This window comes from Sporosarcina sp. P12(2017) (genome assembly GCF_002743035.1).
In the GTDB taxonomy this organism is placed as follows: Bacteria; Bacillota; Bacilli; order Bacillales_A; family Planococcaceae; genus Sporosarcina; species Sporosarcina ureae.
Map to the genome: position 1 here is coordinate 92,577 of NZ_PDYL01000010.1, position 14,521 is coordinate 107,097.

General features: G+C 41.6%; 15 protein-coding genes. 7 read left to right on the forward strand and 8 right to left on the reverse strand.

Going from position 1 to position 14,521, the window contains the following annotated elements; translation table 11 throughout:
- Positions 1 to 5: 5 nt before the first annotated feature.
- Positions 6 to 1,475, forward strand: a complete 1,470-nt coding sequence (locus CSV80_RS09805; protein ID WP_099670686.1) for a sodium:solute symporter family protein — start codon at positions 6 to 8, stop codon at positions 1,473 to 1,475.
- An 85-nt stretch (positions 1,476 to 1,560) separates the two neighbouring features.
- On the opposite strand, the gene CSV80_RS09810 is transcribed toward CSV80_RS09805, so the two are convergent.
- The 4 genes from CSV80_RS09810 to CSV80_RS09825 all read right to left on the reverse strand — a co-directional run bounded on the left by CSV80_RS09810 (position 1,561) and on the right by CSV80_RS09825 (position 5,373).
- Positions 1,561 to 2,568: a FecCD family ABC transporter permease gene (locus CSV80_RS09810; RefSeq protein WP_099670687.1), complete on the reverse strand. Its 1,008-nt coding sequence runs from the start codon at positions 2,566 to 2,568 to the stop codon at positions 1,561 to 1,563.
- On the reverse strand, positions 2,565 to 3,572 hold the full coding sequence (locus CSV80_RS09815) for a FecCD family ABC transporter permease (protein ID WP_099670688.1): 1,008 nt from the start codon (positions 3,570 to 3,572) through the stop codon (positions 2,565 to 2,567). Before CSV80_RS09815 ends, CSV80_RS09810 begins: the two co-directional genes overlap by 4 nt.
- Positions 3,573 to 3,642: 70 nt before the next feature.
- Positions 3,643 to 4,575, reverse strand: a complete 933-nt coding sequence (locus CSV80_RS09820; RefSeq protein WP_099670689.1) for an iron-hydroxamate ABC transporter substrate-binding protein — start codon at positions 4,573 to 4,575, stop codon at positions 3,643 to 3,645.
- Between the two features lie 3 nt (positions 4,576 to 4,578).
- On the reverse strand, positions 4,579 to 5,373 hold the full coding sequence (locus CSV80_RS09825; RefSeq protein WP_099670690.1) for an ABC transporter ATP-binding protein: 795 nt from the start codon (positions 5,371 to 5,373) through the stop codon (positions 4,579 to 4,581).
- Positions 5,374 to 5,495: 122 nt separating this feature from the next.
- Between CSV80_RS09825 and CSV80_RS09830 the strand changes: the two genes are divergently transcribed.
- Entirely contained in the window at positions 5,496 to 6,542 is a 1,047-nt protein-coding gene (locus CSV80_RS09830; protein WP_099670691.1) for an NAD(P)/FAD-dependent oxidoreductase, read from the forward strand.
- 53 nt (positions 6,543 to 6,595) lie between these two features.
- Here CSV80_RS09830 and CSV80_RS09835 read toward each other — a convergent pair whose 3' ends face one another.
- The gene (locus CSV80_RS09835) at positions 6,596 to 7,276 is read right to left on the reverse strand and encodes an MOSC domain-containing protein (RefSeq protein ID WP_199083961.1); all 681 of its coding nucleotides are present in this window, start codon (positions 7,274 to 7,276) and stop codon (positions 6,596 to 6,598) included.
- Between the two features lie 59 nt (positions 7,277 to 7,335).
- Positions 7,336 to 7,668, reverse strand: coding sequence for a DUF5658 family protein (locus CSV80_RS09840; protein WP_099670692.1), 333 nt, complete (start codon positions 7,666 to 7,668; stop codon positions 7,336 to 7,338).
- A 174-nt stretch (positions 7,669 to 7,842) separates the two neighbouring features.
- On the opposite strand from CSV80_RS09840, the gene CSV80_RS09845 reads away from it, so the two are divergent.
- Genes CSV80_RS09845 through CSV80_RS09860 form a run of 4 tightly spaced genes read left to right on the forward strand, consistent with a single transcriptional unit; the run spans position 7,843 to position 10,541 of the window.
- On the forward strand, positions 7,843 to 8,205 hold the full coding sequence (locus CSV80_RS09845) for a GntR family transcriptional regulator (RefSeq protein ID WP_199083964.1): 363 nt from the start codon (positions 7,843 to 7,845) through the stop codon (positions 8,203 to 8,205).
- Complete coding sequence (locus tag CSV80_RS09850) at positions 8,205 to 9,113, forward strand: ATP-binding cassette domain-containing protein (protein WP_233201563.1); 909 nt, start codon at positions 8,205 to 8,207, stop codon at positions 9,111 to 9,113. The genes CSV80_RS09845 and CSV80_RS09850 overlap by 1 nt, the downstream gene beginning before the upstream one ends.
- The gene (locus tag CSV80_RS09855; RefSeq protein ID WP_099670695.1) at positions 9,085 to 9,834 is read left to right on the forward strand and encodes a hypothetical protein; all 750 of its coding nucleotides are present in this window, start codon (positions 9,085 to 9,087) and stop codon (positions 9,832 to 9,834) included. Before CSV80_RS09850 ends, CSV80_RS09855 begins: the two co-directional genes overlap by 29 nt.
- A gap of 8 nt (positions 9,835 to 9,842) precedes the next feature.
- Entirely contained in the window at positions 9,843 to 10,541 is a 699-nt protein-coding gene (locus tag CSV80_RS09860) for a hypothetical protein (protein WP_143560478.1), read from the forward strand.
- A gap of 60 nt (positions 10,542 to 10,601) precedes the next feature.
- On the opposite strand, the gene CSV80_RS09865 is transcribed toward CSV80_RS09860, so the two are convergent.
- Complete coding sequence (locus CSV80_RS09865) at positions 10,602 to 11,471, reverse strand: dimethylarginine dimethylaminohydrolase family protein (RefSeq protein ID WP_099670697.1); 870 nt, start codon at positions 11,469 to 11,471, stop codon at positions 10,602 to 10,604.
- Between the two features lie 233 nt (positions 11,472 to 11,704).
- Here CSV80_RS09865 and nhaC point away from each other — a divergent pair, with 233 nt between their 5' ends.
- A complete protein-coding gene (gene nhaC, locus CSV80_RS09870; protein WP_099670698.1) occupies positions 11,705 to 13,147 on the forward strand; it encodes a Na+/H+ antiporter NhaC in 1,443 nt (480 codons plus the stop codon).
- A 41-nt stretch (positions 13,148 to 13,188) separates the two neighbouring features.
- Here nhaC and CSV80_RS09875 read toward each other — a convergent pair whose 3' ends face one another.
- Positions 13,189 to 14,439 (reverse strand): HTH domain-containing protein, encoded by a 1,251-nt coding sequence (locus tag CSV80_RS09875; RefSeq protein ID WP_158231880.1) that lies wholly within the window; start codon positions 14,437 to 14,439, stop codon positions 13,189 to 13,191.
- Positions 14,440 to 14,521 lie beyond the last annotated feature (82 nt).

Consider the following 14,521-nt stretch of genomic DNA (forward strand, 5'->3'; position numbering starts at 1 on the left):
TGTAAATGGCTTGGTATGTAACTTATTCATCGATTTATTTTGTAGTAATGTTTGCTATTGGTGTTTATTATTTTACTAAGGTAAAAGATGCTGATTCCTACCTAATAGCAGGTTGGAATATGAGCTTTTGGAGTATAGTAGGTACAACGATCAGTACGAATGTGGGTGCAGCAGTCTTTATTGGTTGGGTTGGTATGGGCTTTACAGTTGGCATGTCTGGTTACTTTAAGTTTGCTTTGCCTGCTTATTTAACAAGTATATTACTCATTTATGTTTTCAGTAAACCGCTTAGAAGACAGAGATTGTATACAATGGCCGATTTATTTGGAGAAAGGTTTAATTCCAAAACAGGGGTTATTCCTTCAATACTATCCGCTTTTATATACTCAGTTCCTGCGACTGCGCTTCAAATTGTTGGTATGAGTACAGTTTTTAGTATAGTTTTTAATATTGATGTCAAAGTAGGAATTTTTCTGTCGTTTACATTGATACTTGGCTTCACTATTCTCGGAGGACTAGTTGCTGCTATCGTTACAGATGCATTGCAAAGCTTTATTTTAGTAATTGGTCTATTTATATTAGCGTTTACAGCACTTAAGTTTGGCGATGGTATTTCAAACGTGATAGCTCAAACACCAATGATGTATTTATCTCCCGCCGGTCCACATGGTGTTGGAGAGGTATTAATGTTTGCACTTACAGTAGCTCCATTCTACTTAATTTGGCAATCGACTTGGCAAAGAATTTTTGCTTCGAAAAGTGAAGAAGTTGCGATACGGGCAGGAATAACTGGCTATGTTATAACGGCTATTATTAGTATACTGCCCTTTGCAATCGGGGTAACGGCCCGCCAATTCGTACCGGCAGACCTCCATCCAGATTTAATATTTTCTTACGTAACAGTAGATTTGTTACATCCGGCGATTGGCGGTATCGTTATTGTCGGATTGCTAGCTGCGTTGATGACGGGAGCCGATTCCTTCATTCTTCAAGGTAGCTCTAATATTTCGCAAGATTTATACTTCCGTATAATCAATCCAAAGGCATCTGGTAAACAGATGATGTTTGTGGCTCGTTTCAGTGTGGTAATAATAGCTGTTATGGCATTGATTGTATCTTATTTCATGACAGATATTATTAGTGTATACCAGTGGGCATTAAGAATTTCAGCTACAACAATTGTCTTTCCATTCTTGGCAGTAATTTTCTGGAGAAAGACGACTGCTCGGGGGGTTGTTACCAGTATGATAATAGCTGGTTTAGTCACTGCAATCTGGCCTTTTTTCAATACGGGTCTTGATCAAGTAGTGCCTGGACTATCAGCTTCTTTGATAGTGTTAATTATTGTAAGTTTAATGACTAAACATTCGTCTGATGAAACTATAAGAGCAGTGTATTGGGAGGACCTCCCTTCCGCTTCTAGAAGGATTATAGGCGATGAAAATTCAGAGTTGGATAGTGTTTTAAACAAATAACGGTAAAGAGTTATTGTGAATGTGTACAAATGAGGATTATGAAGGGAAAATGCCAGAACACCCAAAGCGGGTAGTTCTGGCATTTTTATTTTTTAATTAGTAAATAGCAAAAGTACGGTGCACCTATCAACGAAACGATAATACCTGCTGGAATACCACTTGGTTCCAAAATGTTTCGACCAATTGTATCTGCTAGCAGTAGAAGAAAGCTGCCGAGCAAAATAGCAATAGGTAAATTCATTTGATGGCGTGGGCCGATTAGGGACTTGGCGATATGAGGCGCCATCAGCCCGATGAACGCGATGCCACCTGTGACCGACACAGCGGAAGCGGCTAGAGCTACGGCGGCCAGCAATAATATTGCACGCTCTCGTTCGATCGACACGCCGATACCCGTCGCAACAGCTTCATTCAAACCAAGCATGTCCAGTCGGTGTGCTTTAAATAATGCGAAAGGGATTAATATAAGCAACCAAGGGGCAAGTGCCCAAATATAAGGCCAATCAGTTCCCCAAATATTCCCGGCTATCCATCTTGAAATAAAATCCACTTTCTCTTGCTTGGCAGAAGAAGTCAATACGACCATTACACCTGAAAGAGCCATCGAGAATCCAATACCGACTAGTACAAGGCGCATAGGCTGTAGTCCGTTTTTTCTACTGTAAGCAAATAGATAAATTAAAACGGAGGTGATGGTGGCTCCCAAAAATCCTACTAACGGCAATAAGTAAGCGAATGCGCCAGCCTCAATGGGTACAAACAAGAAAAATACCGCAATAGCGACTCCAGCGCCCGAATTAATACCGATGATACCCGGATCCGCAAGATCGTTTCGCGTGATACCTTGTAAAATAGCACCAGACAAGGCAAGTGCAGCACCAGCCAGCAACGTAATGATGATTCTAGGAAGGCGAATAGAAAACAGTACAAACTCTTCTTTAAACGTGCCTTGGCCAAGGAAAGTAGGGACTAGCCGGTTCCATTCAATAGAAGCAGCTCCTAAACCAAGCGCGAGAATAGTTATGAAGAGAATTAAAACAACTAAACATATTCCGAGAATTCTTTGTTTTCTTCGTATACGTGGATGTATCATGAGAATGCTCGACCTCCCTTGCGTACGATCAAAAGAAAGAACGGTAAGCCAATGATGGCAATCAATGCAGCAACAGGCGTTTCAAACGGTGCTTGTAGCATTCGTCCAACCGTATCCGCTAGCAACATAAAAGTTGCACCTAAAAGAGCGGAAATGGGAATGATGAATCGGTAATCTGTTCCGACGATTGCACGAACAATATGTGGAATCATTAATCCTACAAATGCTAGGTTACCCGCTAATGCCACAGCAGCTCCTGCTAATAAAATAATAACAATAAACAACATGACTTTTATTTTCAATGTATTTTGTCCAAGTCCAATCGCTACTTCTTCATTCAAGCTCAATAATGTCAACTGGCGTGAAAGTACGAGTGCGACGAAGATACCTATGATGATGACTGGCGCAATAGTCTGAAGCTGTCCCCATGAGGTGCCAATCAATCCGCCGGCTGTCCACATTGCCACATCCTTTGAAATCTTAAAATACAAACCAACACCCTGTGCGATGGCGAATAAAAATGTGGAGACGGCTGCGCCTGCCAATACCAGTCGAATGGGTGCAAAGCCGCCTCGCTTCGCGGAAGCAATACCGAAGACGATCAGCGCACCAACAGCCGATCCAATGAAGCAAGCTGTCATGATACCGAAATAGTTGATAGTTGGAATGAAGGCAAGTGCAATAGCTAATGCGGCATTTGCCCCGGCAGTCAGTCCAAGCAATCCCGGGTCGGCCAAAGGGTTTCGCGTCATGCCCTGCATGATAGCCCCTGAAACGGCCAAAGCGGCACCCACAAACACGGCACCTACTTCACGCGGAAAGCGTATTTCTTTTAGGATCTGAATGTTGTCTTCTTGGTTTGATGTGAATGAAAGTAAAACATCTTGCCATGAAGTGTGAGCGGCACCAAGCTTCATAGCAAATAGGAAACTGATTATTAAAAGGATTGTGCTAGCAAATAATTTAAAACTAGACGGTATAGCTTTTCCAACGGGTTTTTCCATTCTATTCATCCGCTCCTTTCTTGTCATAAAAAAAGGGGTCTTCAATGAAGAAGAGCCCCATCTTGTTTGATTACTTAGTTCCTAAAAAGCTTTTGATGAAGAAATCAAGCTGGTTATCAAGTGTGTAAGCATCGTTGAAAGAGAATTCTGCTGTGTTTACCTGATAGACTTGATCATTTTTGACGGCAGGAATATTCTTGTATGTTTCTGTTTCCAGGAATGAATTATCTCCGGTATCACTTTTACTCAAGATGACATAATCCCCGGCAAATTCAGGCAAGACTTCTGCAGATAGGGCGTAATATCCGTCTTTCTCGGTCATTTCTTTGACCTTCTCAGGCATAGCCAATTTCATTTCCTGGTATAGGATTTCAGTTCCTCTACCCCAGTTATCGCCGAAGACGTAAATTTGTTTGTCAAACTCTTCGATGACGGAAACTGTCGTATCTTCTCCGATCTTGGCTTTAATATCTTCTCCTGCTTGCTTCGCACGTGCCTTAAATGCTTCTACCCATTCTGTTGCTTCTTTTTCCTTATTCAATAACTTACCGATTTCGATTTGTTGTGTTAAATAATCCACTTTTCCGTATGTATACGTAACAGTAGGTGCAATTTCTTTTAATTTATCAATGTTCTTAATTGTGTTCAGTCCAATAATTAAATCGGGCTCGAGTTCAATAATTTTTTCAATGTTTTCGTCTGAAACTTCTTCTACATCTTTCAGAAATGAATCAAAGCTTGGGTTATCTTTTGACCAAGACTCTGCTCCTACTATATTCACGCCAAATTCATGTACAGTACCAGCAAAACTTGATAATACCACAACACGCTGCGGATCTGCAGGAACCTCCACAGGACCTTCTTCAGATTCATAAGTAATCGTGCCGCTTGCTCCTTGTTCTTTTGCAGGTGAATCTTCTTTCGCAGGTTCTTCCTGTTTATTGCCGCAAGCTGCTAACGCAAGTACGATAAGCAAAAGGGCAGGTAATAGAATTTTCTTCAACAGTTATTCGTCTCCTTTTAGTAGATCATATGTGATGCATAACGGTTTGCCCGTTCTTGGATCCGTTCCGATTTCCGCGTCAATTCGAAATACTTCTCGCAGTATGTCTGGTCGTATTACTTCTTCGCACATACCCGCACGTACAATTTCTCCATCTTTCATCGCAATGATGAAATCGGCAAAACGTGCAGCCTGATTTAGGTCATGAAGTACCATGACAATGGTGCGTTGCTGCTCTTCATTTAGCCTTTGCAACAGCTCTAGTACTTCCAACTGGTGTGCCATATCCAAATAAGTAGTCGGCTCATCTAGGAAGATAATATCTGTTTCCTGAGCAAGTGCCATCGCAATCCAAACGCGTTGCCGTTGACCACCGGATAATGCATCGACTTGACGATATTTGAAATCAGTCGTATTGGTGACTTTGAGTGCCCAGTTTATGACGTCCATATCACGCGGTGTCAAACGCCCCATTGCATTCTGGTAAGGGAATCTGCCATAGGATACCAATTCACCAACCGTTAAACCACTGGCGGCTTCTTGTGTCTGAGGAAGAATAGCCATCTTTTGTGCGAGCTGTTTCGTCCTTTGTTTAACGATATTCCCACCATCTAATATGACGTCTCCTGATTGATGAGGAATTAAGCGTGTAACGGCTTTTAGAAAGGTTGATTTGCCACATCCATTTGCTCCGATGATGGCAGTCACTTTCTTGTCAGGTATTTGAACCGATAATCCTTTAACAATCAGGCGATCATCGTATGAAACTTGTAGATTATCTGTATACAAGCGAACCATTTCGTGAAATCAAACCTTTCCTACTAAGTAATCATTGATAATGATTATCAATGTCGTTACAATGAGAACTATAAATTGAAATGCAAGCGATGTCAATAATTATTTTAAAGGGAGAAGATGGAATGAGACAAGATCAGCTACTAGACGTAACGATTATCGGCGGCGGACCTGCAGGGTTATATGCTGCATTTTATAGTGGATTGCGTGAAATGAAGACGAAAATCATTGAATATCAGCAGCAGCTTGGCGGAAAGATCCATGTCTACCCAGAGAAAATGATTTGGGATATTGGCGGTATGACCCCGGCACCAGGAGCTCAGGTAATTGAACGGCTTGTGGCTCAGGGATTAACATTTGACCCAGAAGTCGTACTCAATGAAAAAATTGTGAAGATCGAAAAGACAGAAGACAAGCATTTTGCATTACATGGCTCCTCGGGTACTGTTCATTATAGTAAAACCGTGATAATTGCGACAGGTACGGGTATTTTGAATCCACAGAAGATTGAGGTGGAAGGCGCAGAACGATTTGAAGTGTCGAATTTAAACTATACGGTAAAATCTTTAGGACGCTTCAAAGGGAAGACCGTCCTCATTTCAGGCGGTGGCAACGCAGCGATTGACTGGGCGAATGAACTGCAACCGATTGCTAAGAAAGTATACCTAACATATCGTAAAGAGAATTTGAACGGCCATGAAGCGCAAGTAAGACAACTTTTGGAGAGCGGTGTGGTCTGTCACTTTAATACAAATATATCTCGATTTATTGCGTCGGAAGATCATAGCTCAATTGAGAGAGTGGAGCTACAATACAATGAAGAAGAAAAAGTTACTACGATTGCTGTGGATGAAGTGATCATTAATCACGGTTACGCGCGCGATACTTCGTTAATTGGTGATCAGCAACTTGGTGTTGAACTAACGGAACATAAACAGATTGCAGGTACTTGCACGAGTGCTACGTCCATAGAGGGGATGTATGCGGCAGGGGATGTACTGAGCCACAAAGGCAAGTTGCATTTAATTGCAGGGGCATTTCAGGATGCAGCGAATGCAGTAAACTGCGCCAAAATCTATATTGATCCCGAAGCAAATGAAAATGGCATGGTATCTTCCCATAATGAACTCTTCAAGGAACGAAATCGAGAATTAGTGAAACAGCTTATATAAACAAAAAAAGGGAACTGACCGACGATTTTTATTATCGTAGGTTAGTTCCTTTTTTAGATATTCTTGAGTTTATCTAGCCGTTTCGTCAGCATATGTTGCCATTCTTCAGCCAGTGCATCGACTTCCAAAATTCGTTTCAATCCTTCCAAATCTTTAGGACGCTGAAAATATACTTCATTTGCATAAAGAATGGAGACGTGGTTTGGGTCTTGTTGAAGCAAAGTAATCGGAGAATCCCAACGAACAATTCCTTCTTTAACAACACGGCATAGGTAACCTGTGAATCCGGTGTTGACCATTCCTTTCATCAGACCAGGCAACCCAGTGCGCTTACTAATGGTGCTGCAAGGTACTCGACCTTGTGTGACTTGAATCACTGCATCTCCAACTGTAAACATATCTCCAATACATATATCTTTCTCGAACATCCCGTCTACTGTCAGATTTTCTCCAAATGTAGAAGTGGGCAACATGCAGGAGAATTCTTTTTCCCAAAAATCATAGTGTTCACTTGGATAGATACAGACCGCTCGATCGGGACCGCCATGGTGCTTCGTGTCTGCAATTCCATCCCCTTGAAAACCATCTACAGAAAGAAATGCTTCTTCTACAGGCTGTTTACAAATAGCGGTGGAAAATTCTTCACCATTAGTAGTTGGTAATGTACGTGGCATACCAATAGAAAGCGTTTGCAATGCTGGTACAATGTTCAATAAAAACCCCACCTTTTCCATGTAATCATACATTTAGTATACAATAACACGAGTTATAGAAGGCGTAATTTTACTGCATTTCAGATTGCGACTATGATCAACCAAAAGATATGCATGAACAGTACTGCGATATAAATGAATAATGCAGTAGTCAAAGCGATACGTACGACAATCCCTGAAGAACTTACTGTCACGATATACAAAAGTATCAAAGGTAACCCTAGTTTCACTACATAGAACAAAGGAATACTTTGTTCATATAAAAACGCTACTAGTAGATTGGCTTCTTCTATAAGACCAAGCCGTAAACCATAATCCGTGAAAACGGCATCTAATAAACATAAGCAAGCTAATAGGAAGCCCGCATTTATTAATCTATTTTGCTGAATGGGAAAGTCCTTTACTGTATTCATTTCATCCGCTCCTTACATACAGTGTAAATACCTAGGATGAGTAGTAAGTGATGATTTTATTCATCGTTTTACAACATATTTTTTCTGCACTTGCAGTATAATATAAAAACACGTATAGTACATTACAATAGTAATGCACTAGTTTACCTTAAGGTGGTGAAGTTCTTGCTTGAGATGGATGGAGAAAAGCCGATTTATATACAAATTGCAGAATGGTTAGAGACGGAAATTATTGACGGTACGTTACAAGCTGACGATAAAGTGTACTCGCAGTATCAACTGGCAGATCTTTTCAACATCAATCCTGCGACTGCGGGGAAGGGGCTGACGATTTTGCTGGATGCAGAACTTATTTACAAGAAACGGGGACTTGGCACGTTTGTATCTGCTGATGCACGTGAGAAACTGCTGACGAAACGTAAAGGCGGCAGGTTAAGTCGTCTCGTGCAGGAGCTACTTAATGAAGCTACATTGCTGGGCCTCCAAGAGGAACAGCTCATTGAATTAATCAGGGCAGAGCGAAAGGAGAGGTCATAATGCCAGCAATTACTTTGAAAAACGTGACGAAAAGCTATCGTTCTATTACAGTACTGAATCAGTTAAATTTAGAAATCCGTGAGAATGTCATTACGGGATTGGTAGGACGTAATGGTGTGGGGAAAACGACACTTATGAAGATGGTTGCAGGATTCATAAAAGAGTCAGATGGAGAGCTTCGTGTGTTTAGTGAGCGTCCCTTCAATAGTCTTAAGGTTTCTGCCAACATGATTTTCATAGACGATATGATGGGCTTTCCGGATGCGCTAACACTGGGTGATTTACTAATGGAATGTGATCGCTTCTATGAAAATTGGGATCAGGACCTGGCTATGCGTCTGCTTGAGTACTTCAAATTACCGCTTACGCTGAACCATCGTGTCCTGTCAAAGGGCAAACGCAGTACATTCAATGCTGTTGTCGGCATTGCTACACGTTGTCCACTAACAATGTTTGATGAGCCGATTACGGGAATGGATGCTGGAGCGCGAAGAGATTTTTACAGGGCGCTGCTGAAAGATTATCTAGCACATCCACGAACTATTCTTTTATCGAGTCACCATATGGAAGAAATGGAGGACTTGCTGGAGGATATTCTGGTAATCGACGGTAAAAGCATTGCTTTTCATGGTCCGATTACGGAACTGCAGGAAAAGTTCCTGTCACTTCAAGCTAAAGAGAGTGTGCTTAAATCTTATGCGATTCGATATGGGGTCGTTCATCGATCGAATGCGGGTCCGATGACAGAATGGATTGTTGACAATGAGCATACGGAGGCTGAAGTGGATGAGCTGAAGCAGGCTGGTATCCGCGTATCGGCACTATCTGCAAGCGAAGCCTATTTGGCAATGACAGGCCAGACGACAGGAGGGGTAGACGATGTTTACAACGCAATGGAGCGTGAATGAACTGGCAAAGCGTCAGTATTTATTTAAATTGAGTACCAACGGAGCCGTATTTACGACACTGATTGTATTGCAGATCATTGGAACTATTTTCATAAGTGGCGCCGGATCTACTCCCATGAACGATTGGGGAGAGGGTATAACTTTCAACTTTACGTCCATATCGAATGACCCACAGGTAGGATTGACATTATTCTGGGCTCTTATTGTCGGATTCTTGTTGACATCGGCTGCTCAGCGCAATGAATCTTTTTCATTCGTGACGAATCGTCTAACCTTTCAGCTCGCGAACTTCTATTTCATTTGTACTGCGGCATTACTCGGTGGTGTGACAACAGTGCTACTCGGGTCGGTGATGAAAATTGTCGCGCTGTTCGGCGACAATGTCATCATAGAAACGACAGGTCTACTGTCATCGCCGCTTGATTTCTTCTCACGTATTCTAGTGATGACAGCGTACACGTTGCTGCTCATGATGATTGGGTATTTACTTGGAACCTTAATACAATTCAGCAAGTTGTTTATCGCCTTGTTTGGATTGATCTGGTTTATGTATTTCACGTTCGGTATCAACTTGTCAGTTGGTGAAGGTGAAAGCTTATTGTACTTTTACTACGGAGAGACATCGATTCTATTATTTATTTTGAAAGTAGTAGTGTCTGTTTCCGTGCTGTTCGGTGTCAGCTTCTTTGTGACAAACCGTTTGGAGGTGAGAAATCCATGATGTTTTTTATGGTTTTGATACCTGTGTTCCTGCTGATTGGTCTAGTTTTAATTGTGATATTCATGAAAAACATGAAGCGCACACGATTGAAGAAAAAGTTTCATCGCAATTTCATTTTTGGTTATCTTCTGTTGCTGCTGCTTAGTCTTGTCGTGGCGGAAGTCATGGAACGTAAGGTAGAACATCAAAATCCCCCAAAAGTCAACGTGGAGGACGTGGAGTTTGATTTGCCGGCTGCGATAATAGAAGGGACACCGATTCCTGAAAAATTTGTTCTGGCGAAGCGGTCACATAAAGTAAAAGGTGAACTAGTGATATCCTCTTTCACAAATGCTTATCTTTTAATTGAACGTACACCTGACAACAGCCATACCATTACAGAAACCGTCTACACCCCTGAACTGATGGCGAATATCGGGGAGGAGAATGATGTGTATTATGACGTTACAGACCGGCTTGAAATTGCATTGCCTATTTGGGAAAGTAATTTAATGACTGTACCTAAACAACCTCTTAATAATATACAGTATACGTTTTATCATGATTCGAATATATTGAATCAGTTCACTGGGGAAAGAGCGTATGGTTATTCTTCAGGATCGGTGTCTAGAGCTATGACGATTCACTTGATCGTACCCGAATCAATTGTGCTGAAACTTCCAGAGTTAGAAAATGAATATGGGACTTATATAGATGTGATTGAATAGAAAAAGACTGAAGCGTAAAACGCCGCATTGTTTGTGGCATTTAAGCTTCAGTCTTTTGTATTATCCGCGTTCTACAGGCATCGAACAACATCTGAAAGAACCGCCTGATTTAATGATTTCAGAGAAGTCGACTTCTATGACTTCAAATCCATTTGCGCGTAATTTTGCATTCACTTGTTCGTTTTGTGGAAGGCTGAATACTTTATTATTACCAATGGAAAGGACATTAGTACCTAGCGAAAACTGTTCATCTTCCGCCACTTCGATCAGTTGGTATGAATCTGCCAGTTGATGGAGTGTTTCCTGATCAAACGCTGCTGGAAAGACTAGCGCTTTTTCGGGAGAAAGGATATTGAAAACGCAGTCTAGATGCAAGTACCGTCCGTCAAATGGAATCCGCTTGAGTTGATGATCAGGAAGCTTTTCTTCCAGCTTGTTAACAGCTTCCTCGGATGTACGGCTACTGATGCCGATGTAGAGAGTATCCCGGTCGACAATGATGTCTCCGCCTTCCATTCGATCCGTCGCGGACTGATAGGGAATGTCTTGCGCGATCAGCCATTCTATTAGTGTGATTTCTTCCCCTTTTCGTATATTTGCAGCCAAGTCAGCGATAAATACTTCATTGCCAATCGTAAAGCCGATATCCCGTGTGAAGACTTGTTCGGGATATTTTTCAGAAGTAGGAAGGGTGATCACTTCCACTCCGTTTTCCTTCAAAAGTTTTTCGAATTCTGCGTGCTGATTCATTGCACGGCTTTTATCGATATTTTCATTTTCATACTTTTTTTGTACTTCGTTAATGACTTCATCAATCGCCATAAATTCTGGCTGGCATAAAATGACTCGGCGCAATGTATCATATTCTGTTACGCATTTCACCGTATCTATTCTTTGGTTATTAGCGGTCACTGTCAGTGTGCCTCCCATTCATGAAAGTACTTTGTATTATTCCCATTTACGAATTTTATAAACTTCTCTAGCTAATAGGTTCCACTGTTTCAGAAAGGCCTCTCACAGCGCCTGACAATCGGTTAAAAAAATAAATACAGTAAACGCTTACATATTCTCATTGACAAATAATTTAGAAAACGTTTAAAATAGGTTAAACGACTATATAGCGACACTTTTGAATTGACTGAATTTGGATGGGGTGAAGTGCAATGGATCAGAGGAAAAGAGAAATAGGGTTCTGGTGGTCGATCTTACCGTTAGTATTGATGATTCTAGTCATGATTATTACCGTAGTACAGCTTAAAGAAGGACCGCACATGCCGCTAATTGTAGGCACTGCCATTGCGTCACTTGTAGCTTGGCGTCATGGTTTCTCGTGGAAAGAAATTGAGGAAATGATGTACAAAGGAATTCGTTTGGCCCTTCCGGCAGTAATCATCATTATGCTGGTCGGTTTGGTTATTGGCTCGTGGATGGGTGGCGGAATAGTCGCGACAATGATTTTCTACGGATTGAAGATCATTACACCTTCTTGGTTCCTAGTAGCCATTGCGCTGATCTGCTCAATTGTTTCATTGGCAATAGGTAGCTCCTGGTCGACAATGGCAACGATTGGTGTAGCTGGAATGGGGATTGGACTCAGTATGGGAATCCCTGCAGGTATGGTAGCGGGAGCTGTCATTTCTGGTGCATATTTTGGAGACAAGATGTCACCGTTATCGGATACAACCAATTTAGCCGCAGGACTTACGGGAACGGATTTGTTCGATCATATTAAGCATATGTTGTATACGACAATTCCTGGATTAGTAATTGCTCTTGGTGCGTTTACATTCCTTGGAAGAAAATTTGGTTCAGGTGAAGCGGAATTAACATCGATTGCAAAAACAGCCCAGGTCATGCAAGAGAGCTTCGTTATATCACCCTGGCTATTGCTAGTTCCTTTGGCAGTCATCGTGATGGTCGCAATGAAGATTCCTGCAGTACCGGCACTGATTATCGGAATTGTTTTAGGTTTTTTATCTCATGTAACGCTTCAGTCAGGGACATTTGCAGATGCGCTAGGTGCTCTGCAGAGTGGTTTTGCAATCGAGACAGGCAACCAGCTAGTTGATAAACTATTTAATGGCGGCGGCCTAGATAGTATGATGTATACCGTCTCTATGACTATTGTGGCCATGACCTTCGGTGGTATTCTTGAGTATTCAGGTATGTTGCGAGCAATTATGAAGCAATTGCTGAAGGTTGTGAAATCTACATCTACTTTAATTATTTCAACGATTGGTGCGTGTGTCATGACCAATGCAACTTGTTCTGAACAATATATTTCGATTGTCGTACCTTCCAGAATGTTCAGCAAAACATATAAAGATATGGGATTGAGCTCGAAGAACTTGTCTCGTGCATTGGAAGATGGCGGAACGCTTACGTCCGTGTTTATTCCTTGGAATACTTGTGGTGTGTTTATATTCGGTACGCTTGGTGTCAGTGTAGTAGAATACGGCCCATATGCTATTTTGAATTTTGCTGTTCCTCTCATTTCAATCATCTACGCTCTGACCGGTTTCGCCGTTGTCAAAATGACGTCTGAAGAAATTGTGGAAATGAATGAGCAAGAAGCGAAGTTGGAACTTGAAGCACAGATCGAATAATTTAAAAATGCAAAGCCAAGGTAATTAACGGCTTTGCGTTTTTAATAGATAGCAAGCTTCATTTTGTACAATGCACGTGGTCTGCCTTGGCTGTAGGTCATTTCTTCGCCAACCGTATCGACAAATTGTTGATCCATTAGCTTTTTAATTGTACGCTCAGCAGTTCTTCTGGAAACTCCTAAATATCCTGCTAAATCATTAGCTGTGAATGGCGTAGATTGCCTGAATTGATCAAAATGCGTTAGCTTGGAAATGACTGCAGGGCTCAATGTCGTCTTTTCACTGATCTTAAGCAACTCTGGGTCGTCCAACCTCATCGCAACTGACGGTTTTGTAGCTGGTAAAGGACCGTGTAGTTTCTTATGTTCATCCAGCATAAAGACGCCTTTGTTGATCGCTTGTTTGCCAAGTTGCAGTGCACTCATCGCATTGTCACTAGCTTCTACTATCGTTTGTCCTAATCCGAAAGATAAAGTGGATGCAGGATGAAGTGATTCACAGAACTGTATGAAGTCCTTCAGTGCTAAGACAAATTCAATGGTTCCTATAGTGGTGTAAAAAAAGAAGCTACTTTCTTTTTCTTTCCATTGCGCCTGCAAGTAGTTTGCTAGTGTCTCGATGGTGTCCTGTGGAAGTTGCTCAGGTTGATGAACTTGCAGTATACCTACAGCGATTTTAGTCGCTTCGCTTCTTGTTAAATTCGCTTGTTGGACAGCGTGTTCCATCGCACGTAAAATATTGCTTGCAGGATCCAACATCCGGAATGACGGGATGCCTGCCGCTTGTAATTGATCATACACGGCATGCACACTAGTTACTGCCATTTTTGACTTTCCGCTTTTTACATGCTCAATATGAAAGTTCACAACAGCCTGCAAATCACCGTTGGATTGCAGTTCATGTATAGCGGGCTTCTGCATGGAAGAGAGAGGATCGAGATCTTGCAGGATCTGTTCAATGTGTATTTTGTTTTTTATATCTAGAGAAATATCATGAATTGCGATATTTTTTTCTGAAGCAAGGTATAATAAAGTGACAGCGATAGTATGTTCATTTTGCTGAATATAAAATGTTGGAATCGAGATAGTCCGAAGAACTTGCTCAGACGCTTCATAAGGCAAGGAGCCAGAGAACAAAATAGCGTGACAAGGTTTCAGTGTCTCCAGTAAACGAGGAGCTTCGGACGGACTATCATATTGATAGTAATCAATGCGCATATTATGGGGCAACATAATATTCTCTGCTTGCCGACAAAATTCTTGTGAGCCGACCAATGCAATGGTAACCTTCATAATGGGACCTCCTCTTCTCATTAGCGACTATTTAACGACAATCATACAATACGAATGAAAAACTGCCAATAGGAAAGGAAGA